The following is a 26,557-nucleotide window of genomic DNA, read 5'->3' on the forward strand; positions in this document are numbered from 1 at the left end:
CCATCCCAGAAAAGAGTGCAGCACCGATGACCACCATCCCCCTCAACTCCGAGTGGACCTACCGCAGGCCCGCCGGCCCCTTCGCGGGCGTCAACGGCAGCCCCGAGGTGCTGGGAACGGTCCGCCTGCCGCACGATGCCCTGCGGGACGAGACCCGCGCGGCGGACGTCCCCGCCAAGGGCGCCGCGGCCTTCTACCCGTCCGCCGCCTTCACGTATGAGCGCGCGCTCGACGTCCCGGCCGAGTGGGAGGGCAAGACCGTCCAGCTCGAGGTCGAGGGCGCGATGCGCCGCGCGCAGGTGTTCCTCAACGACGAGCTCGCTGGCGTCCGCGCGGACGGCTACGCGCGCTTCTTCGTCGACCTCACGCCCTTCCTGAAGTACGGCGAGGCCAACGACCTGCGCATCGAGGTCCGCACGGGCGAGGACTCCCGCTGGTACTCCGGCGCCGGGCTGCACCGTCCGGTGACCCTGCACGTGGACGATGCGATCCGCATCGTCTCCGATGGCGTGCGCCTGGTGACGGAGCGGGTCGAGGACGACCAGGCCGTCGTCTCGGTCGCCACGACCGTGGTCAACGACACGAGGACGACGCGCACCGTCTGGGTGGTCACGGACATCACCTCCCCCTTGGGCGCGCGGGTCGAGGGCGACAACACGCCCCTCACCCTGGCCCCCGGCGAGACCTCGACCGTGCGTCAGATGATGTACCTCGGCGACCCCGACCTGTGGAGCCCCGACTCCCCCGCGCTGTACCGCGCCGCCGTCACGATCGACAACGGCGTGCCGGTCGAGACGGCCTTCGGCATCCGCACCGTGACCGTGGACCCCAAGAAAGGGCTGCGGATCAACGGCGACGAGGTGCTGATGCGCGGCGCGTGCATCCACCACGACAACGGCCCGCTCGGCGGCGCCGCGATCGGCCGCGCCGAGGAGCGCCGCATCGAGCTGCTCAAGGAGGCCGGGTTCAACGCGATCCGCGCGGCCCACAACCCGCTGTCGAGCGCGATGCTCGACGCGTGCGACCGGCTCGGCATGCTCGTCATGGACGAGGCCTTCGACATGTGGACGCGCTTCAAGACGCCCTACGACTACGCCGCGGACTTCCCCGTGTGGTGGGAGGCCGACCTCGAGGCGCTCGTCGCGAAGGACCGCAACCACCCGTCCGTGATCATGTACTCGATCGGCAACGAGATCGTCGAAGTCGGCACGCCCCACGGAGCCCGCTGGGCACGCAAGCTCGCGGACAAGGTCCGCGCGCTCGACCCCACGCGTCCCGTCACGAACGGCGTCAACGCGCTGCTCGCGATCATCGACGAGATGCCGCAGATCATCGAGGAGATGGGCGGTCTCAACGCCCTCATGGCCGACAAGAACGCGATGGCGACGGTCGGCGCGACCGACACGGCCACCGCTCGCATCGAGGAGTCGTCGGCAGCGGTCGATGTGCTCGGCCTCAACTACGCGGAGAAGCGCTACGCGCCCGACCGCGAGCGCTTCCCGCACCGCGTCATCGTCGGCTCGGAGACCTTCGGCCCGATGATCGGCGAGCTGTGGCCGCAGGTCGTCGAGAGCCCGAACGTGATCGGCGACTTCACGTGGACCGGATGGGACTACCTGGGCGAGGTCGGTATCGGCTCCACCATGTACGTCGGCGACGAGAACGCCTCGGGCCAGCTCGAGCGCGAGTTCCCGTACCTCACCGCGTGGTGCGGCGACATCGACATCACGGGCCACCGCCGCCCGCTGTCGTACTACCGGGAGATCGTGTTCGGGATCAGGACCGAGCCGTACATCGCGGTGCGCCGCCCCGAGTTCCACGGGCGCGAGATCCTCAACCCGTCCATGTGGGCGTGGAGCGACTCGGTGTCCTCGTGGACATGGAACGGCTTCGAGGGCAAGCCCGTGACCGTCGAGGTCTACGCCAACGCCTCCGAGGTCGTGCTCGAGCTCGACGGCGCGGAGATCGCGCGCGGCCAGGTGGGTGACGAGAAGGCGATGCTCGCGGTCCTCGAGACCACGTACCAGCCCGGTTCGCTCGTGGCCATCGCCTACCGCGACGGCGCCGAGGTGGGCCGGACCTCCCTGGTGACCGCCGACTCGCCGTCGCTCGTCGCGTCGGTGGACCGTTCCTCGCTGACCAACTCCGACGACGACCTCGCGTTCGTGGCGATCGAGCTGCGTGATGCCGCGGGGGTGCTCGCGGCCGACGCTTCCGCAACCGTCACCGTGACCGTCGAGGGCGCTGCAGTCCTCGCGGGCATGTGCTCGGCGAACCCGTCCACGGAGGAGCGCTTCGACGCCTCGACGTGGGAGACCTTCGATGGCCGCGCGCTCGCCGTGGTGCGCCCCTCGGGTGCCGGTACCGCGACGGTGACCGTGTCCGCCGAGGGCCACGAGGACGTCGCCCTGGAGCTCACCATCGCGTAGCGCGCAGGTTCATTGAACGGCCACGCGAGTGTGCACTCGCGTGGCCGTTCGTGCATTCCCTAGGCTGGCGGCATCACCACCGGTTTCAGCTAAGGAAGCACACCGTGACGATCATCCCCCTCAACGACGAGTGGACCTACCGCCTCCCCACCGGCCCCTTCGCGGGTGCCGACGGGAGCCGACCGAGCGTGCTCGGCACGGTCCGCCTGCCTCACGACGCGCTGCGCGACGAGGACCGCTCCCCCGACGCCCCGTCGAAGGACGCGTCCGGCTACTACCCGCGCGCGGCCTTCACGTATGAGCGCGCGCTCGATGTGCCCGCCGAGTGGGAGGGACAGACCGTCCAGCTCGAGATCCAGGGCGCGATGCGCCGTGCGCAGGTGTTCGTGAACAACGAGCTTGCCGGGATCCGCGCCGACGGCTACGCGCGCTTCTTCGTCGACGTCACGCCGTACCTGCTTTTCGGCGCGTCCAACGCACTGCGCATCGAGGTGCGCACGGGCGAGGACTCGCGCTGGTACTCCGGCGCCGGACTGCATCGTCCCGTCTTCCTGCACGTGGACGATGCGGTGCGCATCGTCAACGACGGGGTCACCATCGTGACGGAGCGGATCGAGGACGACCAGGCGGTCGTGTCCGTCACCACCACGGTGGTCAACGACACCAGGACGACGCGCACCGTGCGCGTGGTCACGGACGTCGCCTCGCCCTCCGGCTCGTCTTGTGAGGGCGACTCGACGCCGCTCACGCTCGCCCCCGGCGAGACCGCGTCGGTGCGGCAGTTGCTGTACGTCGCCGATCCCTCGTTGTGGAGCCCCGACTCGCCGGCCCTGTACACGGCGTCGGTGGGCCTCGAAGGTTCCTCGCCTGTGGTGACCGCGTTCGGCATCCGGACCATCACCGTCGACCCCAAGAAGGGGCTGCGACTCAACGGCGAACCCGTGCTGATGCGTGGGGCGTGCATCCATCACGACAACGGGCCGCTCGGCGGCGCTGCGATCGGCCGTGCCGAGGAGCGCCGGATCGAACTGCTGAAGGAGGCGGGCTTCAACGCGATCCGCACGTCGCACAACCCGGCATCGGTCGCGATGCTCGACGCATGCGACCGGCTCGGCATGCTCGTCATGGACGAGGCCTTCGACATGTGGACGCGCTTCAAGACACCCTACGACTACGCCGCCGACTTCCCTGTGTGGTGGGAGGCGGACGTCGAGGCGCTCGTCGCCAAGGACCGCAACCACCCCAGCGTGATCATGTACTCGACGGGCAACGAGATCGTCGAGGTCGGCACGCCCCACGGCGCGCGGTGGGCGCGCAGGCTCGCGCAGAAGTTCCGCTCGCTCGACCCCACGCGGCCGGTGACCAACGGCGCGAACGCCCTGCTCGCGGTGATCGACGAGATGCCCGAGTTCATCGAGAAGATGGGCGGACTCAACGCCGCGATGGCGGACTACGACCTGTTCGACGAAATCGGGAAGTCGCCGTCCGCGACCGCGCGCATGGAGGAGGCGGCGTCGTCGCTCGACGTGTTCGGCCTCAACTATGCGGAGTCGCGGTATGAGCAGGATCTGGAGGCGTTCCCCCACCGCGTGATCGTGGGCTCGGAGACGTTCCCGTCGCAGATCGGGCGGCTGTGGCCGCTCGTGAAGTCGCATCCCAACGTCATCGGCGACTTCACGTGGACCGGCTGGGACTACCTGGGTGAGGTCGGCATCGGCTCGGTGCAGTACGCCGACGACCCGAAGGCGAACGGCCAGCTGATGCGCGAGTACCCGTGGCTGACCGCGTGGACCGCGGACATCGACATCACGGGCTGGCGCAGGCCGGTGTCGTACTACCGAGAGATCGTGTTCGGGCTGCGGACCGAGCCGTACATCGCGGTGCAGCGGCCCTCTCGGTATGGGGTCAAGGTCGTGGCGCACTCGCAGTGGTCGTGGAGCGACACGGTCTCGTCGTGGTCGTGGAACGGGTTCGAGGGCAAGCCCGTCGTGGTCGAGGTGTATGCCGATGCCGACACTGTTTCACTCGAATTGAATGGCTCCGAGGTCGCTCGTGGTCCCGTGGGGGACATGAAGCCGATGCTCGCCTCGCTGGAGACGACGTATCAGCCGGGTTCGCTGGTGGCCGTCGCCTTCCGGGATGGGGCCGAGGTTGGCCGGACTTCGTTAGTGACCGCCGGCGCGCCTTCGCTTGTCGCGTCGCTCGACCGTTCCGCGATCACGAACTCGGACGACGACCTGGCGTACGTGGCGATCGAACTGCGCGATGCTGCTGGGGTCCTTGCGGCCGACTCGGTGTCGTCGGTGACGGTGATCGTGGAGGGCGCGGCGGTACTGGCGGGCATGTGCTCAGCGAACCCGTCGACCGAGGAGCGGCTGGACGCGTCGACGTGGAAGACGTTCGACGGCCGCGCGCTGGCCGTGGTGCGGCCGACAGGGACGGGCGCCGCGAAGGTGACCGTGACGGCCGAGGGCTACGAGGACGTGGTGCTGGAACTCAGAATCGCGTAGGCGCCCGATCCGGGTGTGCCGGGGGGTGCTTCGGCGCGACTCAGATCGGCTTGGCCGCGATGGTGGGCCTGCTGGCACAGGAGGTCGGCAGGCTAGTAGCGTGCATCCGGGGGATCGTTCAATCGAAGCGCCGAGATGTCCTTGGCGGAGGGGGCATTGTTGTCAGTCAGCAAGAAGGGCTTGAGCACGCTCGTCGCGGCGTTGGCAGCCACCTTGCTCGCCGGATGCACTGGCGGGTCCGAGGCTCGGGTGCCCGAAGTCGCGGAAGTCGAGGCGCTCGTCGCACAGGCATATGGCTCGCGCGGAGACGCTGCGGCACTGTGCGACCTGGCGTCCTCGCAAGGCAACTGCGATGTGCTGCTCCAAGAAGCGGGCACCGCACCCACCGCCCAGCCTGAGATCGTCTGCACACAGCCGTACGAAGGCCACGACAACTACACGCCGGGCCTGCTGGTGAGAACCGTCACGGACGATGGCTCCGGAGACGACATCACCCACGACACGATCGCGATCGACACCCCCGAGGGCCCGAAGCTCATGAACGTCGTGTACTGGGTGTCATCCAAAGTCTCGGACGGAAACACAACGGACGACGCGATCGACTTCACCTGTTGACAGCGGCTGTAAGTACCACGCGGTCGATGCAGGTCCGCAGGGGGGTGGATTGGCAACTGGCCGGCTTGCTGGCCTGAGTGGCACCGTATGGGCGCGAGATCATCGGGAGCACAAGCAGAACGAGGAGGGGCCGGTCGACCACATGGTCGACCGGCCCTTTCTCTGCAGTCAGCAGCGCTACCGCAGCACGGCCCCGAACTCGTCGCTGGCCTTCGCGATGATCGCTTCGCGCACAGCGAGCACCTCATCAGCAGACAGCGTCCGGTCGGCAGCACGCATCACGACGTTCACAGCCAGCGACTTCTTGCCCTCGCCGATCTGCTCGCCCGTGTACACGTCGAACACGTGCGCGTCCTCGACCAGCTCGCCGCCAGCCGCGCGAACGGCAGCCACGAGCGCACCGGCCGGCACAGAGGACGCGACGACGAACGCGAAGTCCTCCTTCGCCAACACCTGCTGCGACACGGGAGTCGCGGGAGCAATCCGTCCCTCGGACGCCTCGATCATCGGATCGAGCACGACCTCGAACGCCACGGTCCGGGCCGGGAGGCCCAGGTTCTCGCACACCTTCGGGTGCATCTCGCCGGCGTAGCCGATCGGGGTGCCGTCGGGCAGGCGGAACGCCGCCGTGCGGCCCGGGTGCAGCGGCGCGAGCGACAGGCGCTCGAACGGCTCCGTGCCGATCTCCAGCTCGACTCCGCACACGCCAGCGACCTTCTGAACCATGGCGATCGCATCGGTCCAGTCGAAGGCCTCCGCGCCGTGGTTCCACGACGCCGGCACGCGGTTGCCGGTCATGATGCCCGCCACGCGACGACGCTGACCCGGCAGGGCCTCGTTGAGTCGCTCGACGTCATCGGGCGTGATGGTCGAGCCCGAGAACGTCGTCGGCACGTCGCCGATCAGGTCGGCGCGGTACGCTCGGCCGATCTCGTAGACGGCGACGTCCTGCGCGCCGCGGCCCAGGTTCGTCTTCACGGCGTCGATCAGCGTCGCGATCATGCCGGTACGCATGAGCGGCATCGTCGACGACAGCGGGTTCGCCAGGCGGATTGCCTGCGCGCGCCGGAAGTCGTCCGCGGGGATCAGCATGTCGTCCAGACGGGACTCAGCCATGAACGGGTACGTGAGCACCTCGGTCAGGCCGGCCTCGGCCAGGGTCCGCGCCACGGATCGACGCGTCTTCTGCGAGTGCGTGAGACCACGCCCGGGGGGCGCGACCGGCAGGATCGACGGCAGGGTGTCGTAGCCCTCGAGGCGCGCGACCTCTTCGACGAGGTTCACCGGCGACTCCAGGTCGGGACGCCACGACGGCGGGGTCACGGTGAGGGTCGTCCCGGAGGCCGACACCAGGCAGCCGACCTGCTCGAGCGAGTCGACCACGACGTCCTGTCGGTACTCCACCCCGACGAGCGTCGACGGGTACGAAGCATCCATGACGATCGGCTTCACGGGCTCGACGTGGTTGATGTCGGTGTAGATCTCCTCGATCTCACCGCCACCGAACTCCTTCATGAGCCCGAGCGCGCGCTCGATCGCGTGCGGCGGCAGCGCGGTGTCGACGCCGCGCTCATAGCGGCGCGACGCCTCGGAGCCGAGCTTGTGACGGCGCGCGGTGCGCGCGATCGTGATCGGGTCCCAGTGCGCGGCCTCGAGAAGGATGTCCGTGGTGGTCTCCGAGATCTCGGTCTCGAGTCCACCCATGACACCGCCGAGGCCGATGATGCGCTCGCCCGCGCCGCCGACCGAGTCGGTCACGAGGATGTCCTCGGGGTCGAGCTTGCGCTCCACGTCGTCGAGCGTGACCAGGGTCTCCCCCGGCTTCGCGCGGCGCACCACGATCGGCTCCTCGAGCTTCGCGAGGTCGTACGCGTGCAGCGGCTGACCGAGCTCGAGCATCACGTAGTTGGTGACGTCCACGGCGAGCGAGATCGGGCGCATGCCTGCCTGATCGAGCCTGCGCTTCATCCACGTCGGGCTCGGCGCGGCCGGGTCGAAGCCGCGCAGAATGCGCGCGGCGAAGCGGTCGCATCCCACGCGCCCCCGGATGGGCGCCTGGTCGTCGATGTCCACAGGGAAGCCCGCGCCGCGTCGTCCGGAGACCTCGATGTGCGCGGGGTCGCGCAGCGGCTGGCCGGTCGAGTGCGAGTACTCGCGAGCGACGCCGCGCACCGAGAACGAGTAGCCGCGGTCGGGCGTCACGTTGATCTCGATGGTCTGCTCGTCGAGCCCGAGCAGCGGGATCGCGTCGGCACCGGGCACGAGCGCGTCGGAAGGCACGGAGACGCCCGCGAAAACCTCGGACGAGCCCGAAGGCGACGCGAGCACGATGATGCCCGAGTGGTCGTCCCCGAGGCCGAGCTCCTTGGACGAGCAGATCATGCCGTCCGACCAGTGACCGTACGTCTTGCGGCCGCCGATCGGGAACGGCCCGGGCAGCACGCCGCCGGGCAGCACGCAGACCACGTAGTCGCCCTCGACGAAGTTGTGCGCACCGCAGACGATGCCCTTCGACGCCGGGTACTCGACCTTGTGGTCGGGCTTGTGGCCCGGCCCCTCAGGATCGTTGTGCTCGCCGACATCCACGCGGCAGTAGTTGATGGTCTTGCCGTTGGACTGCTCCTCCTTCACCAAGGAGAGAACGCGGCCGATGACGAGCGGCCCCGTGACGGAGCCGCCCTCGATGCCCTCCTCCTCGAGGCCGACCTTGACGAGCGCGGCGGCCACGTCGGACGCGGTGGAACCGGGCAGCAGGTCGACGGACTCCTCGAGCCACTTCAGCGGAATCTTGGGCATGTCAGATCTCCATCCCGAACTGCTGGGAGAAGTGCACATCCCCCTCGACCATGTCACGCATGTCCTTCACACCGTGGCGGAACATCAGGGTCCGCTCGATGCCCATGCCGAACGCGAACGCGGTGTACTCGAACGGGTCGATGCCCGCGGCGATGAGCACGTTCGGGTGCGTCATGCCGCAGCCGCCCCACTCGATCCAGCCGGTGCCCGAGCAGGTGCGGCACGAGGCGTCCTCGCCGCCGCACACGAAGCAGCGCAGGTCCATCTCCGCGCTGGGCTCGGTGAAGGGGAAGAACGACGGGCGCAGACGCGTCACGGCATCGGGGCCGAACAGCGAGCGCGCGAACGCGTCGAGCGTGCCCTTGAGATGCGCCATCGTGAGGCCCTTGTCGACCGCGAGGCCCTCGATCTGGTGGAAGACCGGGGTGTGGGTCGCGTCGAGCTCATCGGTGCGGAACGTCTTGCCGGGGCACACCACGTAGATGCCGCGGCCGTCACGCACGAGCGCGTCACGGCGGTCGAGCGCGGCGCGCACCTGCACCGGCGAGGTGTGGGTGCGCAGCAGCAGGCCCGACTCGGGCGGGTCGATGAAGAAGGTGTCCTGCATCTCGCGCGCCGGGTGGTCAGGGTCGAAGTTGAGGGCGTCGAAGTTGAACCACTCCGCCTCCATCTCGGGCCCCTCGGCCACCTCCCAGCCCATCGCGACGAAGGTGTCGCACATGGTCTCCTGCATCGTCTCCAACGGGTGGCGAGCGCCCTGCAGGCCGCGCTGCACCGGGAGGGTCACGTCGACCGTCTCCTCGACCAGGACGCGCGCGTCGCGCTCGGCCTCGAGCTCCTCGGTGCGGGCCGCGAGCGCGCGACCCATGGCGGCGCGGGCGGCACCCATGGCCTTGCCGGCGGCGGCCTTGTCGGTGGGCGCGACGTCCTTGATGGCGCGGTTGGCGAGGGTGAGCGGCGCCTTGTCACCCGTGTGGGCGAGTCGCGCATCCTTGAGCTCGTCGAGGGTAGTGGCGGCCGCGAAGGCGGCGAGCGCCTCGTCGACGGCCGCCTGGACGCCGTCGGCGTCGAGCGGAGAAAGGTCGGTCATGGCTGCTTTCCTTGAGGGAATGTCCGTGCGGGAGTCTACCGGCGCGCGCGGGGGCGTTCAGTGCGGCCGCGTGCGGATTCAGGCCAGGCGGTCCTCGCCTGGCCTACATAAACAGCGAAGGTGCGGGGCGGCTCTGCGCGCCCGACTCCCGAGGCACGGCGGCGCCCGCGACAGGGGCGCTCGGCTGCGTGCTCATGGATGCCACCTTAGCAATGGACGATGCGTCAGTCACCGGGCACCGGGACGATGCGTCGCTCCCCGGGCCACGGACGATGCGGCACCCGGGCAGGTGGGGACGACCCGGATCAGTGCTCGGAGGCCGGAGGCACGGCCTCGTATGCGGTCCCCTTCTCGTCCTGGCGTCCCTCAACCATCGCGCCGTCCGCGGCGCGCACGAGCCGGTCCAGGCGCCGCTCTCCCCCGTGGGTCGTCGCCCATCCCGCACTCACGCCGACCGCGATCTCTCCCACGACGACCTCGGAGTCCACGCATGCCTTGAGCTCGAGGTCGGCGAGCGAGCGGAAGCGCTCGACAGTCTCCGAGGCGTCCTCATCGTCACCGAGCCAGTGCACGAGCGCGAACTCGTCGCCGCCGGTGCGGGCCACGACGTCGCGGGGTCCCGCGGCGCCCGTGAGCGCGTCGCCGACGATCTGCAGCGCGGCGTCGCCCGCGTCGTGGCCGATGACGTCGTTCACCTGCTTGAAGCCGTCCAGGTCGAACACGACGACGAGCACGTGAGCGCCGCGTCGTCCCGCCGCTGCGAGGATGTCCTTGCCGCGGACGTGGAAGTGATGGCGGTTGGCGAGCCCGGTGACGGCGTCGGTGCGCGCGAGCGCGGAGATCTCCCCCGCGGGCCTGCGCAGCACCCAGGCGACCGCGCCGAAGACCGCGACGAGGATCAGCACGAGCGCGGTGTAGAAGGTCATGGTGTGCGCGACCGCGGCCGCCGACGGCACGACCTCGTCGGCGCTCGCGCACAGCACGAGCGTCCAGCCGAGGCCCGAGTCGGTGCTCACGGTGCGCGTGTAGTAGACCCAGTTGCCGTCGACCGCGACGGAGCCCTCGTCCACCGCCGTCGACATGAGGTCCTCGGGCACCTGGACGTCCTCACCTGCGATGAGCTCGCCCTCGGGCGAGTAGACAGCGACCTGTCCGACCTCGACAGCCTTCGTGTCCGCGAGCGCCTCGTCGAGCATGTCGATGTCGATCGCCGCCTGCACCGTGGCGATGAGCTCGCCGTCATCGTCGTAGACCGAGAGCCGGCTCGGGACCGCGAGTCCTCGCTCCGAACCGATGGGCTGAGGCTCGCCGCGGACGATCTCGCCCTGCTCGACGGGCTCAAGGTCGAGGATCGCCTTGCTCGGCGGGTTCGCGATGGCGCCCTGGGCGGTGAAGAACGAGTTGAAGTGGATGCCCTCGACGGTGCCGTCCGCATGACGCCCCACGAAGGCGAAGCCGCCCTCGACGCGGTACATCCCCGCGAACGTCCCGTCGGCCACCTCGACCTGCATCGAGCCGACCTCGTCGAACGACAGCATCGCGGTCGCGAGCATCGTCGCGACGTCCGCCGGCTCAAGCAGCGTCGGGTCAGCATAGATCCCCGAGCGCAGCGCGGTCAGCACCAGGTCCGCAGGCAATGAGGACTCGACGAGCTGCGCGGCGGCGGCGTCCCCGATCACCTGAACGGCCTCCGAAGTCACCGTCTGCGCCTCCTCGGAGACGTCGGCGCGCACGAACAGCGACGAGCCCGCGATCACGGTGAGCACCACGAGGGCGACCACCACGACCCACGCGAAGGGATCGCGCAGCCTCTCCCGGATCCTTCCTTCAGCCATCGCAGCGTCCCCCTTGCCGCGGCCGGTCAGCCTAGAGCGCCCGTGAACACGAGGACGACGACCGCACCCGCCGCGGTGTTGGCGAGCGGAAGGGCCGCGCGCATCCACACCGGCATGTCGGGATTCTTCACGACCATGATGGACATGAAGAACAGCAGCAGCGCGAGCACCATGCCGATGGTCCCCGGGACGGTGCCGAACAGCGCGGTGACCAGCAGGAGCAGCGGCGCGAACATGGTCACGCGCGCGACCATCGGCACGTGGTCGCCGAGCCCGACGACGGGCTCGCCGTCGACCACGACCTTCTGGAAGCCGGGAAGCAGCCCCCGCAGGCGGATCTCCGCGGTGCGTCCACCGCTCACCGGAACGGCGAACACGCCCTTCTTGGGGCGCACCGGCTCGCCGTCGAGCAGCACCTTCGCGGTGACGCCGTGGCGGCCCTCCACCTCGACCTTGCCGCGCGCGCCTCGCACGTCGATCCGCACCGTGTTATCCATGGATCCTCCTCAGACTGCGCCCGAGGCTACCAGTGAGGGCCCGCCGCGCCCCAGGCCCCTGCCTCATCGCGTCGCGGCGTACGAGTGCGACTTCGCGCGGCGCTTGCCCTCGACGAGGGCCTGATCGGCCTCCCGCACGAGCTCCTCGATGGCCTCCCGCCCGGTGAGCGACCGCGTGCCGCCGGCGGTCACCCCGAGGCCCGGCACGTCAGGGAAGAGCGTGACGAGCGCATCCTCGGCCGTGTCCCGCAGCCTCTCCATCGCGGCCACGCCCAAGGTGTCATCGGGCATCGCAAGCAGGGCGACGAACTCGTCGCCTCCCCATCGCGCGACCAGGTCCGGCCCTCGCGCATGGTTCCTGAGCGCCTTGCCGACTGCCTCGAGCCCGGCGTCGCCGGCCTTGTGTCCGCGCGCGTCGTTGAGCGCCTTGAAGTTGTCGAGGTCGAGCACGACCACGCACACGTGGCCGCCTTCCCGGTGCGCGTTCGCGATGACCTGAGGGGCGAGGTGCGTGAACCGACGGCGCGTGAGCAACCTTGTCAGACCGTCCTCATAGGCGGCGCTCCGCATCTGCCGCAGCGGCTTCCAGATGATCGCATACACGATCGCCGCGAGCAGCAGCACAAGGAACATGCCCGCCGTGACCCACCTGAACACCGTCGCGAGATGCACGATCCCGGGGGCGAGTGAGGAATCCGTCGCCCGGAAGTGCAGGATCCACGGAACCCCGAGGTCGTTGAGCCCACGCTCGGCGGTGTGGAGGTCGCCGTCGGTGCCGATCTGCACTGCGATGTCGTATGGAGTCGCGCGCTCGGACGGGTCGAGGCCGAAGCCGGCGCTGCTCAGCCCACCGTCCTCGTCGAAGCCCGCGGCGATCCGTTCGCCGAGCTCGGTCGGGCCGGTCATCACGCGTCGGTCGCCGTCGAGCAGGAAGATCTCCCCGTCGCTGCCGAGCGGCAGCGCGTTGAGGTCCTCCTGAAGCGACTCGAGCGGGAAGTCTGTGCCGACGATCGCCTCGATCTCGCCGTCATCGTCGAGCACACGCTGTGCGGCCCAGGCACCTCCGACGCCGGTGATCGGACGGAGCGCGGGCTGCGTCCACACGAGCTCGTACGAGGGCGCGGCGGCCTCCCAGAAGCCGAGCTCCGTGCCTCCGACGGCCCAGTCGTACGACTCGTCCGCGATGGGCTCGAGGTCCATGTTGTAGCCCGTCAGGACGTAGGAGCCGTCGGTCGCGTCGGCGGTCGCGGTCACATACGCGTAGCCGCTCCCCTCCCACGCGGGCACGACGGCGACGAAGGAGTCGTCCGGATAGGCCACGGCGATCACCCGCAGGCGCGAGTCGGCGGCGACGATCACCAGCAGGCGGTCGGCGATCTCCTCCCTCGTGGGCGAGTCCCTGTCGATCCACCTCGCCACGGCGTCGGTGGTCTGCTCGGAGGCCTCCACGTACTCGGCCACCTGGGCGGTCGAGCTCTCCGCGACATACGCGAACGCCTCGGCGAGGGCCGTCTCGACGCCCTCGCGCGCGACCCCGCCAGTCCAGATCGCGACGGCGAGGTGGGCGAGCAGCACCAGGTCGGCGAGCAGCAGACCGATCACGAACGTGTGCCGGCGAGTCCGGCGTCGTGGCTGGCTGCGTGCGATCACGGCCACAACCTAGAGCAGCGAGAGCGGCGAGCACACCCCTGTGTGGCAACTCTCACCCTCGCTCATCAGGCGTTTCTTGTCCGCGTGTGCTGGGGCGTGCCGCAGCAAGGGGCCGAGCGTGCTGCCGGCGCGCGAGGTCACGGGTGCGCGGCGTAGGACCTCGACTTCGCGTGCTGCTTGCCCTCGACGAGCGCCTCATCCGCGAGCGTGATGAGCTCCTCGACGTCGTCCCACGCGCCCGCCGCGGGCGCGCCTCCCGCAGTGACCCCAAGGCCGTGCTGCTTGGGGAACGCGGTGTCGAGCGCGTCGGCCACCCCCGCGCGGAGCCTTTCCATCGCGGCCTCGCCCGTCGCGGCGTCCGGGACCATGAGCAGCGCGACGAACTCGTCGCCTCCCCACCGCGAGACCAGGTCCTTGCGACGCACCTCGGCCTCCATCGCACGCCCCACCTCCGTGAGCGCGGCGTCTCCCGCATCGTGCCCTTGGGCGTCGTTGAGCTCCTTGAAGTTGTCGAGGTCAAGCACGACCACGTAGGCGATGCCTCCCGCACGGTTGGCCTCGAGGATCGTCGCCGACGCGAGCTCGATGAAGCGGCCGCGGCGCAGCAGCCCCGTGAGCGAGTCCGTGTACGCGGCGCTGCGCATCTCCGAGAACGGCCGCCACAGCACGAAGAACAGCGCGGAGGCGCCGATCACCATCCCGAAGAGGATCGCGGCCGCCCAGGCGAGCGCGCCCTGCAACGTGATGACCTCGGGCGAGATCTCGTCGTCGATCGCCCTCACGTGCAGGATCCAGCCCACCCCGAGCGACTCGAGACCCACCTCGGCCGTGCGCACGTCGCCGTCGAAGCCGAGCTGAATCGTCGCGTCCTCCGGCGTCGCGACGGCGGACGTGGTGAGGCTCAGCGCCTTGTCATCGACCAGGCCACCAGTCTCGAACGCGTCCTCGAGGTCCGCCCGCAGCATCTCGGGAGCAACGAGCACACGCCGCTGGCTGTCGAGCACGTACACGCCGGCGCTGTCGCCGAGCGAGACGGCGTTGACCGCCTCGGCGAGCGAGTCGAGCGTGAAGTCCGAGGCGACGACCGCGACCACGTTGCCCGCATCGTCCCGCACCGCCTGCGCCGCCCACGACCCGATGTCGCCGTTGAGCGCCTTGCGCGCGGGGTCGGTCCACACGAGCGCATCGGCGGACGCGGCGGTGGACCAGAACCCGAGCTCCTCAGCGTCGAGCTCCCCCTCCTGCTCGGAGGCGCTCACCCGAACCAGGCCGCTCGAGTACTCGGTCGTGCTCTCAGCGCCACCCAGGCCCGAGCTCGTCACAACGGTGAAGGCCTCCTCCGATGGGAAGATCCCTCTGGTCACGGCGACCCACGAGCCGTCCGGGTACGCGACCGCGACGGTCCGCAGGGTCGAGTCCACGGCCTCCGCGACGAGCAGCCGGTCGGCGACCTGCGCGGGTGACGGATCGTTCTGGGCGACCCAGCCTGCGAGGCCCGCGGTGGTGTCCTCGGCGGACCCCAGGTACTCCTCGACGCGCCCCATGGCCGTGTCCGCGGCCGAATCGAGCGCTCCCTCGACGACCCGGTCCACGCCGTTGCCAGCCAGCGACCCGATCCAGATCGTCACGCCAAGCAGCACGACGAGCATGGTCGCGCTCACGACCGCCCCGGCCCGCACGAGGTCGCGGGACCGTCGCGCGCGCAGCGGGGAAAGGTGGCTCATACCTGGATCGTAGGCACAGGGACAATGCGGGGGCGAGGGCCATGCAGGTCGCCGCCCGGGCCGCCGCACCTTTTGCGTCGAATGTCCGGCGAGACGGTCACCGGGTGCCCGCGTACGAGCGCGACTTCTCCTGCTGCTTGCCCTCGATCAGGTGGGCGTCGGCGGTGTCCACGAGCTCGCGGATGTCGGCGTCACCCGAGCGCGACACGACGACGCCGGCGGTCGCGCCGAGGCCCAGGTCCTCGGGGAAGGACCCGCGGAACGCGGTCTCGCACTCGCTCCTGAGCCGCTCCGCGACCGACAGGCCGACAGCGTCGTCCTTGAGCCTCACGAGCGCGACGAACTCATCACCACCCCAGCGGCAGACCAGGTCCCCCGAGCGCACCGCGGCGCTGAGAGCCCGCGCGGCCTCGGTGAGCGACCTGTCCCCGGCCGCGTGGCCCGCCTCGTCGTTGACGCGCTTGAAGTTGTCGAGGTCGAGCACGACGACCGCGACGGCGGCCCCCGTGCGATGCGCGTCCGCGATCACCTCGGGGGCCAGCTCCAGGAAGCGGCTGCGGCGCAGGAGGCCCGTGAGGCCGTCCGTGAACGCGGTCCGTCGGATCTGCTTCATGGGACGCCAGTACAGGAAGAAGAGCACCGCGCCGCCCACCAGCACCGTGAACTGTGCGAACGATGCGATCTGAATCGTCGTCCTGAGACTGAGGATCTGCGGAGCCAGCTCCTCGTCGACCGCGCGAAGCTGGAGCACCCACGGCACCCCCACCGACTCGAGGCCGATCTCCGCCACGTGATACTGGCCGTCGTACGCGAACTGGGCATGCGAGTCGTCCGGCGTCGCCTCGGCCGCGGTCGCCAGGCCAAGGCTCTCGGCGGTCGCGCGCGCCGTCGACGTCGAGCCGTCCGCCGCGCCTGTCGCGAGATCGGTCGGGGCCGCGACGACACGTCGCTCCGCGTCAAGCACCACCGCACTTCCGTGCTCACCGAGAGAGACCTCTGCGAGCGCGGAGGACATGCCCTCCACGGGGAAGGACGAGGCGACGACGGCGACGAGCTCACCGTCGCCGTCCCGCGCGGGCTCGGCGAGCCAGACGCCGTGATCCTCAGATCGAGGGTCGACCTCGTCCGAGACGTACCACAAGGCATCGTCGGAACGCGAGGCCTCCTCCCAGAACGTCACCTCGAGCGGCACCCGATTGTCGTCGAGGACGATCGTCTCGACCAGTCGCAGGTCGCTGTCATAGAACTCGGCCGTCTGCGTCAGCCCTTCCCCGACCGTGGACGTGCTCGCGACCGCAAAGGCGTACTCGTCGCCGTCGCCTCCCACGTCGATCGCCGTCCATGACCCGTCCGGGTACGCGACGACGACCGTGGTGAAGTGGGGATTGAGTGCGGCACTCGCCAGGAGGACCTCGGTGACCTCGTCGGGAGCCGGTGAGGCGCGCGAGATCCACGCCGCGGTGCCGGAGGTCGCGGACACGACCGCCTCGGTGTAGTCCGCGACCCACTCCTGGGCGCTCTCGACCGAACTGGTCATGACCTCGTCGACCGCGTCGGCGACGCCGTTGACCGCCACCCCGCGCATCCACAGGGCGATCAGGAGCTGCGCGACGAACATGAAGACCATGACGGCGACTCCGAGCGCGAACATGCTGCGCGGGCGCACTCGCCCCTGCGACATCAGCTCGGTCATGTGCAGAGGCTAGGGAACCATGCGCGCGCGAGGCGAGCGCGTGTGGGAACAATCACCAATGCTCACCAGGCATTTCACGGCTTTGCCCAGATTTGCCCCGGTACCCTCGGGGGCATCCCGCGACGTTCGGTTGGCTGGACGGACACGCCTCGGGCCGCGACCCGCTCAGGCGACGCGGTCAGGAGCGCGCGAACAGGCTCGCGTACATGCACACCGCGGCCGCGGTGGCGAGGTTGAGGCTCTCGGCCTGGCCTGGGATGGGGATCCTGACGACGTGCTCGACGACGGCGAGCTCGTCGTCCGTGAGACCCCAGGCCTCGTTGCCGAAGACCCACGCGTGCGGCTCTCGCAGGGCCGGCTCCGTGGCCCGCCCGAGCTCGTCGGCGCCGCTCACGTCCGCCGCGACGAGCGCGAGGCCGCGCTCCTTCAGGGCCGCCGCGGACTCCCTCAGTTCCGGCGCGCGCAGCACGGGAAGGTGGAACACGCTGCCGACCGAGGCGCGGATCACCTTGGGCGAGGCGGGGTCGACGCACTCGCCGGCCAGCACCACGGCGTCGGCGCCCACGGCGTCCGCGACCCGGATCGCCGCGCCGAGGTTGCCGGGGTCGCGGATCGCGCTCAGCACGGCGACGAGCGTCGCATCGGAAGGAATGCTGTCGATCTCGCCCGTGGCGCGGGCGGTGAGCACGGCGATCACGCCCTGCGCGTCACCGCTCATGGCGTGTGCGACCTCGTCGGTGACGGGGTGGACGAAGAGCCCGGCCTCGAGCGCCTCGTCGACGATCTCGGGGTGCGCGACTCGCGCATCGTCCGTGACATACACGTCGCGCACGTCGGCCGCGGCGAAGCGCACGGCCTCGCGCACGGCCTGCGGACCCTCGACCAGGTAGGTGCCCGACCGCTTGCGCGCAGAACGCCCCGCCAGGGCCCTCACGCCTCTCACGCGATCGGCCCTCGGGTTCGAGAGCGTGTCGCGGAGGCGGGGCCCGGCGGGGCGTCCTGTCATGCGGGTGCTGCTTGGGTGGCGACGCTTACGCGGCGGGCGCGTTGACGTCGGCCGGGAGGGCCTTCTTGGCGACCTCGACGAGCTGCGCGAAGGCGGCCTCGTCGTTGACCGCGAGCTCGGCGAGCATGCGGCGGTCGACCTCGATCTCCGCGGCCTTGAGGCCCTGGATGAGGCGGTTGTAGGTCATGCCGTTCGCGCGGGCCGCAGCGTTGATGCGCTGGATCCACAGCTTGCGGAACTCACCCTTGCGAGCGCGGCGGTCCCGGTAGCTGTACACCATGGAGTGGGTGACCTGCTCCTTGGCCTTCCGGTAGAGGCGCGAGCGCTGGCCGCGGTAACCCGCTGCCCGCTCGAGGGTGGACCGGCGCTTCTTCTGGGCGTTGACTGCCCGCTTGACGCGTGCCATTTCGTACTCCTTAGTTTTGCGGGCGGGCTTACTTGCCCAGCAGCTTCTTGATCTTCTTGGCGTCGCCGTCGGCGAGCGTCTGGTCCACGGCCACGCGGCGCTTGCGCGAGGAGTGCTTCTCCTCGAACTTGTGCACGTTCATCGCCGAGGCGTGCTTCACCTTGCCGGTGCCAGTGAGCTTGAAGCGCTTCTTGGCGCCCGAGTGGGTCTTGTTCTTCGGCACGATGGCCTCCTTCTTCAGGTCAGGCCGCGCCCGCGAGGGCACGACACGTTCGTCCGGGACCCGTGGGGGCCCCGGGAAGTCTGTGATGAGGCTTACGCCTCCTCCACCTCGGCCTCCACCGGCTCTGCCGATGCGGGCTTCGACGCGGCCTTGGCCGCCTCGCGCTCGGTGCGCTCCGCGACATCCGCCGCCTTGCGCGCCTCGCGCTCCTTGCGCTGCTCGTCCCGAGCCTCGGCCTTCTTCTTCAGAGGACCGAGCACGAGGGACATGTTGCGTCCCTCCTGGCTGGGACGGTTCTCGACGACCGCGTACTCCGCGACCTCGTCCGCGAGCTTCATGAGGAGTCGACGGCCCATCTCGGGACGGGACTGCTCACGGCCGCGGAACATGATCGTGACCTTGACCTTGTCGCCACCCTTGAGGAAGCGGACGACGTGGCCCTTCTTGGTCTCGTAGTCGTGCTCGTCGATCTTGAGGCGGAACCGCATCTCCTTGATCTCGGTGTTCGCCTGGTTGCGACGTGCCTCGCGTGCCTTGACCGCAGCCTCGTACTTGAACTTGCCGTAGTCCATGAGCTTGACGACGGGAGGACGCGAGTTGGGCGCCACCTCGACCAGGTCGAGCTCGGCGTCCTGCGCCAGACGGAGGGCATCCTCGATGCGGACGATGCCGACCTGCTCGCCCTTCGGGCCGACCAGGCGGACCTCGGGGACACGGATGCGCTCGTTGATGCGCGGCTCGTTGATAGCGGCTCCTTCTCGTTGCTTGCGTCGACGACCTTCCGACCGGCGCCTTCCCCGGAAATGGGAAAAGCCCCTGCCCGAACACGAGCAGAGGCCACCAGCGATCCCGCCCCCACGTACGATGAACGCACGCCACGGGCGAGGACCTGTACCCTGGCCCATCTGCTGGCCCTAGGGTGGGAGGCGGACTCCACTTGCGCGTCACAGCATGTGCCGTGACCGGTCGATCAAGAAGGATAGCACGATGAGCCCAGAAACACCCGTCGAGGACTCCACGACCCCCGCGCGCCGCACCTGGGCCGACGCGGGCGAGGAGACCCGGGACCTCTCCGACGTCACGTCGGTCGAGCTGATCACCACTGTAGGCGTGCACCTGCTGAGCGCCGCCGCACTGCGCTGCGGCCTCGCGGAGGACGGCGACGAGCACCAGGACCTCGACGAGGCACGCACGCTCATCACCGCCCTCGCGGGGCTCGTGACCGCGGCCGCGCCGGAGATCGGCGACACCCACGCGCGCGCCCTTCGCGACGGCCTCCGGAGCGTACAGTTGGCGTTCAGGGAGGCCTCGGTCTTCCCGGATGCTCCGGGCGAGGGGCCGGGCGAGAAGTACACGGGGGCAGTCAGCTGACGATGGCGCGAGACACGGCGGGTTCCTCCGCGCACGGCGGCGGCTCGGATCCGGACGGATCCGAGCTCGAGTCGACCGCGCGTCGCTCGCCTCGCGCCTCCCGCACCCCAGGTCTCTCCCGACGTGCGCGGGCGCGTCGCTCGCGCACCGCGGGCGACGAGGCCGACACCACCACGTCCGAGATCTCCAGCCCTCCGCCGACCGCCGCCGGGCTGTCGCTCGCCGAGCGCTCCGGATCCGCCTTCGGGTACGAGGACGACTGGGACGACGACGACCTCCCTGAGGGGGAGCGCAGCGACGACCGCCGAGGCGCCCGCCTGCGCTGGATCATGGTCACGGCCTTCCTCGCCCTCACGGTGCTGTCGCTCACGGGCGTCGCGATCTACCTCACCGATGTGGTCGAGCAGTGGGAGCAGCGCTCCGACGAGCTCACCGAGGCGAACTACGAGCTCGGCGACAAGATCGCCTCGCAGAAAGAGACGATCGCGTCGAAGACCGACCAGATCGACATCCTCACCGAGCAGCTCAACACTGCGCAGGACCGCATCAGCGAGCTCGCGAGCCAGAGCGCCAACAGCGACGACGACCTCGCCTATGCCGAGCAGCGCCTCGAGATCCTCAGCGGCTACGCGAGCACCGGCGCCGCGGTCGCGAACGCTCTGGTCCGATGCCTCGACAGCGAGGAGCAGCTCGTCGAGTACCTCGCGAACCCCGACGACTACGACGAGGACGAGGTCGCGGCGTACGCGGAATCCGTGGACGAGCTGTGCACTGCGGCACGCGAGTCCAACTCCCAGTTCCAGGCGCTGCTGACCGAGTGACCCCATGAAGACTCCCCGCTCTCTCGCCCTCGCAGCGTCCGCGCTCCTGATCGCGGGCTGCGGCGTCCTCCCCGAAGGACCTGACCCGATGCCGTCCGACTGGGTGCCGACGGCGTCGGCCTCCCCCGCCGCGCGCGCGGGAGCGATCTCTCCCGACGGCTTCTCCGCGGCACAGCGCATGACCGTGCGGCTGCGCAACATCGGGTGCGGCTTCATCGCGACGGGAACTGGTTTCATCTACGACAGCACCACGCTGATCACGAACCGCCACGTGATCGAGAACTCTCGCCAGATCCAGGTGTCGACGTACAACGGGACGAGCCTGACGACGACCGCGGTGTCGTCGACGACAGTCGCCGACATCGCGATCGTCCGCATCGAGGAGTCGGTGCTCACGAGCTTCGCGAAGCTCGCGCAGGAGGACCCCGAGGACGGCGACGTCATCACGGTCATCGGCTACCCCAACGGCGGCGAGCTCACGACCGTGTCAGGCGTGGTGCTCGGCGCCACGTCCGATCCTCTCGACTCGTCGATCGGACAGGTCCTGCTGACGAGCGCCGAGGTCGAGCCCGGCTCGTCGGGATCCCCTGTGCTCAACGAGAGCGGCGCGGTCGTGGGCGTCGTCTACGCGAAGACCGACGACGACCGCAGCCTGATCGTGCCCGTGTCGACGCTGCGCACCCTGCTGAACGAGACATCCCTGCTGGTCCCCGAGGCTCTCTCGTGCGACACCGCCACGGGATCCTCCTCCTGACGCACCCGCCCGCGGCCCTCGCTCTCCACCGAGAGCGCTCCGATGCCCGATACTGGTCACGCCCGCCGCACACCTGGGAGGACCATTGACGACCGACGCCCTCGCCACCGCTCCGCTCCCACCGCCCGCGCCCTCGCGCGGCAAGGGACGGGTGTGGCGCACGCTCGGCCTCATCGTCCTCGTCCTTGCGCTGCTGGCCGCGTCGTCGCTCGCCGCCTACCTGTGGCTCGTGAGCTCGCAGTGGATGGACCAGAACGACACCCTGCGGTCCGAGGCGACCGCGATGGGTGAGCAGCTGGCGGAGGCCCAGGATCAGGCCGCAGCGCTGCAGGCGCAGGTCGAGACTCTCGAGGGCCAGCTCGAGACCACGGCGACCCGACTGTCCGACGTGGTCAACGAGGAGGCGCACGCAGGTGATGACCTGCAGTACCTGGGCGACCTGATCGACGCGTATGCCAACTGCGTCGACTCGTACGACGAGGTGCTCACCGACGCCCTCAACGCGGGATACACGTACAGGAACTCGAACGCGAGCAGCGTGCAGGCCGACGTTGCCGAGTACTGCGACTCGCTCGCCGAGGCGTACGCGGAGTACACGGCGGAGGCCGAGTGAGGAGACCCGCGCTCCTGGTCGCCCTCGCGGCGCTGCTCGCGGGGTGCGCAACCCTGCCGTCGTCCCCTCCCCCGCTGCCGGACAGCTTCGTGCCCGAGACGAACCCGACCGTCGACACGGCCTACGTGTCCGACGACGGCTTCACCCTGGCCGAGCACGCGTCCTACCGGGTCCGGGTGCGCACGTGCGACGGCTACGCGACCGGCACAGCCTTCGCGATCGACGAGCACACGCTGGTCACCAACCGGCATGTGGTCTCCGAGGCCGTCGAGGTGGACGTCACGACCTATGACGGCCGCGAGCTCGACGTCGTGACGACCCGCATCGACCGCGACGCGGACCTCGCGCTCCTGACAGTCGACGACTCGCTCGACGAGTGGCTCGAGCTCGCGGACGAGGAGGCGGTCAAGGGCGACATCGTGTCGGTGTCCGGCTATCCCGAGGGCGACAGCCTCTCCACCGTGAGCGGCCCGATCCGCGGAGTCGTGGACGAGGTCTTCGGGACCGACGCGGACGAGGTGCTGCTCGTCCGAGTGCCCGCGGCGCCCGGAAGCTCCGGCTCCGCGGTCGTGGACGACTCCTCCGAGGTGGTCGGAGTCCTCTACGCGATCGACGCCGACGAGGATGGCTGGTCGTACGCGGTCAGCCTCGACTCGCTCGTCACGATGCTCGAGGACTCGAGCGTGCTCGATCCCGTCGTCGGGCTGTGCGCGGACTGAAGTCGACCATCGGCGCGACGCGCGGCCGCGCGTCGTCTTGGGCCGTGCTCTCCGCCCGCGTCTACTCCGCGGGCGTCTACTCCGCCGGCGCGAGCCTGAGCTCGACGCTGTCGATGCGGTGCGCCACCACATCCGACGCCGCGAGCTGACGCTGCACCCGTCTCAGCAGGTCGTCGACCTCAGGCTGCGTCAGGCCTGGGATGAGTCGTAGCACCACCGCGACCTCGCTGCGTCGTCCCGGCGCCGCGTCGACCCTCCTGAGCCGGTCGTCGAGCGTGACGGCGTCGCGTACGGCGTCGACCACGTCCCCCTCTACCTCGCCCTCGACGATCGCGGGCCGCCAGGTCTCGCCCTGGCCCAGCGCCCAGACCGCCGGTCGAGGGATCACCGTGGTCTCCATGCCCGGGTTCAGCACGAGCACGGCCCACTCCTCCGTGATGGCCGCGAGCGCCGCGCGAGGCCCCTCCGCAGGGATGGGGCGCGCGTTCTCGTTCCATGCCTTCATGGCGTCGACGTCGGTGAAGATCGGCAGGCCCGCGCGACCGTCGGGCATCTGCACCGCGACCACGCCGGTCGACGCGACGTGATCCTGCTCGAGCCCGTGGCGACCCATCACGCGCTGCTCACCGTCCGCGAGCACGGGCACGAGCACGCGCGCGTACGCGAGCGCCTCGACCACCTCGGCGAGCGGCGCCTTTCCCCGCGAGTGCCGGATCAGCGCCTGCGCGAGGCGCGCGTCGGCGCTCCCGTCGTCGTCCGCGAAGATCGACTCGGGGATCTCCTTGAGCGGGTCCTCGTCGGTCATGCCTCAAGGGTACGGGCAGGGCCCGACAAGCCGACATACCGCTGTGGCGATTCCGACGCTCAGGACGATGCGGCCGTCCAGGCAGCGGCCGCCGCTGAGGCAGTGGCGGAGACCGGGATCGTGGGCCCGAGGAGCGCGCGCAGGTCGTCCAGTGCGGCACGCCCACCGTCGACGATCAGCCACCCGGACTCCAGCGCATCGTCCGCGCTCTCCCCGGGGGCCGTGACGAAGGGATCCTCGGTGAATCGCACAGTCTCGCAACCGAAGACGTCGATCACGACTCCCGTGAGGTCCCCGTCGTCCACCAGGACCACGAGCTCCCGAGGACCGAGGTCGGCGAGGCAGTCCATGCTGGCCGACGCGACGGCGAGCCTGTCCAGGACGTCATCGACGATGGGCAGGTCCTCCTCCGCGAGCTCGACGGGCGTGGTCGCGAGGTGCCACGAGTTGAAAGTCCCGTTGCCGTCCTCCTGAGGGCGGTCGATGGGGACGTACTCACACAGCCATACGGCGTCGTAGCCGCCGAGCTCGGGCACCGCATCGCCCTCGAGGTCCGCTCCAAGCCCGTACCGGTCAGACGAGTCCACGAGCGAGTCCGGGCACGCGACGCCGCCGTAGGCCGCGAGCTCGGAACCCGCGGGAGCCGATCCCTCCGCGCCCGAGTGCTCGGCGTCGCCAGAGCACCCCGTCAAGACCACCGCGAGCGCTGCGCCGCACAGGCTCGCCGCTGGAGTCCCGATGTTCCCCATGCCATCCCCCTTGCTGAGATCCAGCGTAGTACTCAGGGGAGAACCCGAGCGGCCCCGGGCGCCTCCCCCAGGGAAGACGCGCGGAAGGCCCAGCTCGTGGGGTCTGGCGCGGCGATATGCCTGCTACGGACGCCCGGCGATGTCGAGGGCCTCGGGCAGCGTGAAGTTGCCGTTGTAGAGCGCCTTGCCGACGATCGCGCCCTCGACGCCCTTCGGGGTGAGGGTGCGGATCGCCTCGATGTCGGCGAGCGAGCTCACGCCGCCCGACGCCACCACGGGCGCCTTGGTCGCCTCGCACACCTGGCCGAGCAGCTCAAGGTTCGGGCCCGTGAGCATGCCGTCCTTCTTGACGTCCGTGACCACGTAGCGGGAGCAGCCGGCCGCGTCGAGGCGCGCGAGCACCTCCCACAGGTCGCCGCCGTCCTTGGTCCAGCCGCGCGCGGCCAGGGTCGTGCCGCGCACGTCGAGGCCGACGGCGACGCGGTCGCCGAAGCGGTCGATCGCCGACGCGGTCCACTCGGGGTTCTCGAGCGCCGCCGTGCCGAGGTTCACGCGAGCGCAGCCGGTCGCCATCGCGCGCTCGAGAGACTCGTCGTCGCGGATGCCGCCGGACATCTCGACCTTGACGTCCACGGCCTTGACGACCGACGCAAGCAGCTCCGCGTTCGAGCCGCGACCGAACGCCGCATCGAGGTCCACGAGATGGATCCACTCGGCGCCACCCTTGACCCAGTCCATCGCGGCGGACAGCGGGTCGCCGTAGCTGGTCTCCGAGCCCGCCTCGCCCTGCGTGAGGCGGACGGCCTGACCGTCGGCCACGTCGACGGCGGGAAGGAGCTCGAGGCGGGGAAGGTCGGTCATCGTGGTCGCTCTCTCGTGGGGTGAAGGGCCGACGACCAGCGTACCGGCGCGCGGACGGCACCGGGTGCGCGAGTCAAGAGATGAAGCTCGCGGCGCAGTACACGGAGTCGCCGGCATCACTCAGGCGCCAGAAGCAGCCGACCTTGGCCGCGGCGGGCTCACCGTCCGTGAGAATCTCCCCGAGGTGGACGTCCGAGTCGAGGAACGCCTCCATCAGGGCCGGGATGTCCGCGGCGTAGCCGACGATGTTGTCGTGCCCCGAGTGCCAGATATCGGACGCCTCGGCCATGTCCTCGGCATGCGCGACGAGCGAGCCCCACTCGCCGCACGAGGTGAGCGGTGGCGAGCCCGCGGCCTCGCGGATCTCGTCGAGCGCCCTGCAGAAGCGCGCCTCGCTGCTGCGGTGCTTGAGAGTCACGGGCGTCGACGTCGACGTGCTCGATCCTCCGCTCGCCGTCGACGCGTGCGGCGAGGGCTCCGATGGCTCCTTCTCCGCGGAGCCTTGGGACGTCGTGCCTTGCCCTGTACCGCTCGTGCCCGTCGACTGCGACCCTGACGGCTGTGACCCTGACGGCTGCGCGGCCTGCTGCGCGGCCAGTCGCGCTGCCTCCTCAGCCTCCGCCTGCGCCGTCTCCCACTTGTCGTGCGACGCGGACACGAGGGCTGCCGCGGTCCGCAATTCGCCGCGCGCCGCGCCGAGCAGCTCAGCCTGCTGCGCCAACCACGGCGCGTCGTCGGCGGCGGACGCCTCCGCGTCGAGCGCCTCCTGGAGCGCGTCCAACGCGGCCGCGAGCCGCTCGCGGGTCCGCTCGTCCGACACCTCACCCGCGGTGTCGGCATAGACGCCCTGCGCCTTCACCTGCGCGCGCTGCGCGGCGTCCGCGGCGTCCGCATACGCGAGGGAGGCCGCCTCCAGGACGGCCTCGCCCTCCGCATCGTCCAGCGACGCCTGCCCGGCCTCGAGATCCGCCGCGAGCGACTCGAGCTCCTCCGCCGCGGCGACCAGCTCCGCGGTCAGAGCCTCGTTCTCCTCCACGGTGTTCTCGTCCAGCGTGTTCCCGCGCGCCGCGTCTCCCGCCTCGGGGTCGCACGAGTCCACCGCGGCGAGCGATGCGGAGACTGTCTCCGCGAGCGCCTGGCCGGCCTCGGAGTCGACCGTCAGCTCGGCCCCCGCCAAAGCCTTCTCGGCGTGCTCAGCGGCTTTGCGCAGCGCGCTCTCGGCGTCCACACACGTCGCTGCGGCCTCCTCGACCTCGGCGATCGAGGCCGCGAGCGCCTCACGGTCCCGCTGCTGCGCCGTGGCGATCCACCCACCGGCGCCGAGCGCGACGACGCCGACCACGGCAAGCGTGGTCATCACGCGCGCACGCGGCATCATTGCCATGTCGCC

Annotated in this window: 23 protein-coding genes; 8 read left to right on the plus strand and 15 right to left on the minus strand. The window is 70.2% G+C overall.

What is annotated here, in order from left to right:
• Positions 1 to 26 precede the first annotated feature (26 nt).
• From B7K23_RS12965 to B7K23_RS12975, 3 genes are all read left to right on the plus strand, one after another.
• A complete protein-coding gene (locus tag B7K23_RS12965) occupies positions 27 to 2,429 on the plus strand; it encodes a glycoside hydrolase family 2 TIM barrel-domain containing protein (RefSeq protein ID WP_084127021.1) in 2,403 nt (800 codons plus the stop codon).
• A 104-nt stretch (positions 2,430 to 2,533) separates the two neighbouring features.
• Positions 2,534 to 4,939: a glycoside hydrolase family 2 TIM barrel-domain containing protein gene (locus tag B7K23_RS12970; protein ID WP_084127022.1), complete on the plus strand. Its 2,406-nt coding sequence runs from the start codon at positions 2,534 to 2,536 to the stop codon at positions 4,937 to 4,939.
• Positions 4,940 to 5,119: 180 nt separating this feature from the next.
• Positions 5,120 to 5,554 carry a hypothetical protein gene (locus B7K23_RS12975; RefSeq protein WP_143338291.1) on the plus strand — a complete coding sequence of 145 codons (435 nt, stop codon included), beginning with the start codon at positions 5,120 to 5,122 and terminating at the stop codon, positions 5,552 to 5,554.
• Between the two features lie 177 nt (positions 5,555 to 5,731).
• On the opposite strand, the gene pheT is transcribed toward B7K23_RS12975, so the two are convergent.
• The 11 genes from pheT to infC form a co-directional block, all read right to left on the minus strand.
• A complete protein-coding gene (gene pheT, locus B7K23_RS12980) occupies positions 5,732 to 8,350 on the minus strand; it encodes a phenylalanine--tRNA ligase subunit beta (RefSeq protein ID WP_084127024.1) in 2,619 nt (872 codons plus the stop codon).
• Between the two features lies 1 nt (position 8,351).
• The gene (pheS, locus tag B7K23_RS12985) at positions 8,352 to 9,440 is read right to left on the minus strand and encodes a phenylalanine--tRNA ligase subunit alpha (protein ID WP_084127025.1); all 1,089 of its coding nucleotides are present in this window, start codon (positions 9,438 to 9,440) and stop codon (positions 8,352 to 8,354) included.
• Between the two features lie 305 nt (positions 9,441 to 9,745).
• A complete protein-coding gene (locus tag B7K23_RS16090; protein ID WP_084127026.1) occupies positions 9,746 to 11,275 on the minus strand; it encodes a diguanylate cyclase in 1,530 nt (509 codons plus the stop codon).
• A gap of 26 nt (positions 11,276 to 11,301) precedes the next feature.
• Positions 11,302 to 11,772 (minus strand): hypothetical protein, encoded by a 471-nt coding sequence (locus B7K23_RS12995; RefSeq protein WP_084127027.1) that lies wholly within the window; start codon positions 11,770 to 11,772, stop codon positions 11,302 to 11,304.
• 63 nt (positions 11,773 to 11,835) lie between these two features.
• Positions 11,836 to 13,422 (minus strand): diguanylate cyclase, encoded by a 1,587-nt coding sequence (locus B7K23_RS13000; RefSeq protein WP_159451418.1) that lies wholly within the window; start codon positions 13,420 to 13,422, stop codon positions 11,836 to 11,838.
• A gap of 137 nt (positions 13,423 to 13,559) precedes the next feature.
• Positions 13,560 to 15,146, minus strand: coding sequence for a diguanylate cyclase (locus B7K23_RS13005; protein WP_084127029.1), 1,587 nt, complete (start codon positions 15,144 to 15,146; stop codon positions 13,560 to 13,562).
• Positions 15,147 to 15,243: 97 nt separating this feature from the next.
• Entirely contained in the window at positions 15,244 to 16,839 is a 1,596-nt protein-coding gene (locus tag B7K23_RS13010) for a diguanylate cyclase (RefSeq protein ID WP_084127030.1), read from the minus strand.
• 178 nt (positions 16,840 to 17,017) lie between these two features.
• Complete coding sequence (locus B7K23_RS13015; protein ID WP_307176122.1) at positions 17,018 to 17,773, minus strand: RNA methyltransferase; 756 nt, start codon at positions 17,771 to 17,773, stop codon at positions 17,018 to 17,020.
• 97 nt (positions 17,774 to 17,870) lie between these two features.
• Entirely contained in the window at positions 17,871 to 18,251 is a 381-nt protein-coding gene (rplT, locus tag B7K23_RS13020) for a 50S ribosomal protein L20 (protein WP_084075948.1), read from the minus strand.
• 28 nt (positions 18,252 to 18,279) lie between these two features.
• Positions 18,280 to 18,474: a 50S ribosomal protein L35 gene (rpmI, locus tag B7K23_RS13025; protein ID WP_062203297.1), complete on the minus strand. Its 195-nt coding sequence runs from the start codon at positions 18,472 to 18,474 to the stop codon at positions 18,280 to 18,282.
• Between the two features lie 92 nt (positions 18,475 to 18,566).
• Positions 18,567 to 19,379, minus strand: coding sequence for a translation initiation factor IF-3 (gene infC / locus B7K23_RS13030; protein ID WP_084127032.1), 813 nt, complete (start codon positions 19,377 to 19,379; stop codon positions 18,567 to 18,569).
• 82 nt (positions 19,380 to 19,461) lie between these two features.
• Here infC and B7K23_RS13035 point away from each other — a divergent pair, with 82 nt between their 5' ends.
• The 5 genes from B7K23_RS13035 (at position 19,462) to B7K23_RS13050 (ending at position 22,752) form a co-directional block, all read left to right on the plus strand.
• Entirely contained in the window at positions 19,462 to 19,845 is a 384-nt protein-coding gene (locus tag B7K23_RS13035) for a DUF1844 domain-containing protein (RefSeq protein WP_084127033.1), read from the plus strand.
• Positions 19,846 to 19,847: 2 nt separating this feature from the next.
• Positions 19,848 to 20,666: a hypothetical protein gene (locus B7K23_RS13040; RefSeq protein ID WP_084127034.1), complete on the plus strand. Its 819-nt coding sequence runs from the start codon at positions 19,848 to 19,850 to the stop codon at positions 20,664 to 20,666.
• A 4-nt stretch (positions 20,667 to 20,670) separates the two neighbouring features.
• Positions 20,671 to 21,420 carry a serine protease gene (locus tag B7K23_RS13045; protein WP_084127035.1) on the plus strand — a complete coding sequence of 250 codons (750 nt, stop codon included), beginning with the start codon at positions 20,671 to 20,673 and terminating at the stop codon, positions 21,418 to 21,420.
• An 85-nt stretch (positions 21,421 to 21,505) separates the two neighbouring features.
• Positions 21,506 to 22,033 carry a hypothetical protein gene (locus B7K23_RS15775; RefSeq protein ID WP_159451419.1) on the plus strand — a complete coding sequence of 176 codons (528 nt, stop codon included), beginning with the start codon at positions 21,506 to 21,508 and terminating at the stop codon, positions 22,031 to 22,033.
• Positions 22,030 to 22,752 (plus strand): serine protease, encoded by a 723-nt coding sequence (locus B7K23_RS13050; protein WP_159451420.1) that lies wholly within the window; start codon positions 22,030 to 22,032, stop codon positions 22,750 to 22,752. Before B7K23_RS15775 ends, B7K23_RS13050 begins: the two co-directional genes overlap by 4 nt.
• Before the next feature lie 76 nt (positions 22,753 to 22,828).
• On the opposite strand, the gene B7K23_RS13055 is transcribed toward B7K23_RS13050, so the two are convergent.
• From B7K23_RS13055 to B7K23_RS13070, 4 genes are all read right to left on the minus strand, one after another.
• Positions 22,829 to 23,557, minus strand: coding sequence for an SseB family protein (locus B7K23_RS13055; protein ID WP_084127037.1), 729 nt, complete (start codon positions 23,555 to 23,557; stop codon positions 22,829 to 22,831).
• A 59-nt stretch (positions 23,558 to 23,616) separates the two neighbouring features.
• On the minus strand, positions 23,617 to 24,306 hold the full coding sequence (locus B7K23_RS13060) for a hypothetical protein (protein ID WP_084127038.1): 690 nt from the start codon (positions 24,304 to 24,306) through the stop codon (positions 23,617 to 23,619).
• 123 nt (positions 24,307 to 24,429) lie between these two features.
• On the minus strand, positions 24,430 to 25,167 hold the full coding sequence (gene priA, locus B7K23_RS13065) for a bifunctional 1-(5-phosphoribosyl)-5-((5-phosphoribosylamino)methylideneamino)imidazole-4-carboxamide isomerase/phosphoribosylanthranilate isomerase PriA (RefSeq protein ID WP_084127039.1): 738 nt from the start codon (positions 25,165 to 25,167) through the stop codon (positions 24,430 to 24,432).
• A 73-nt stretch (positions 25,168 to 25,240) separates the two neighbouring features.
• Entirely contained in the window at positions 25,241 to 26,551 is a 1,311-nt protein-coding gene (locus B7K23_RS13070; RefSeq protein ID WP_143338292.1) for a hypothetical protein, read from the minus strand.
• Positions 26,552 to 26,557: the final 6 nt, after the last annotated feature.

It is taken from the genome of Demequina sp. NBRC 110054 (genome assembly GCF_002090115.1).
Lineage (GTDB): Bacteria > Actinomycetota > Actinomycetes > Actinomycetales > Demequinaceae > Demequina.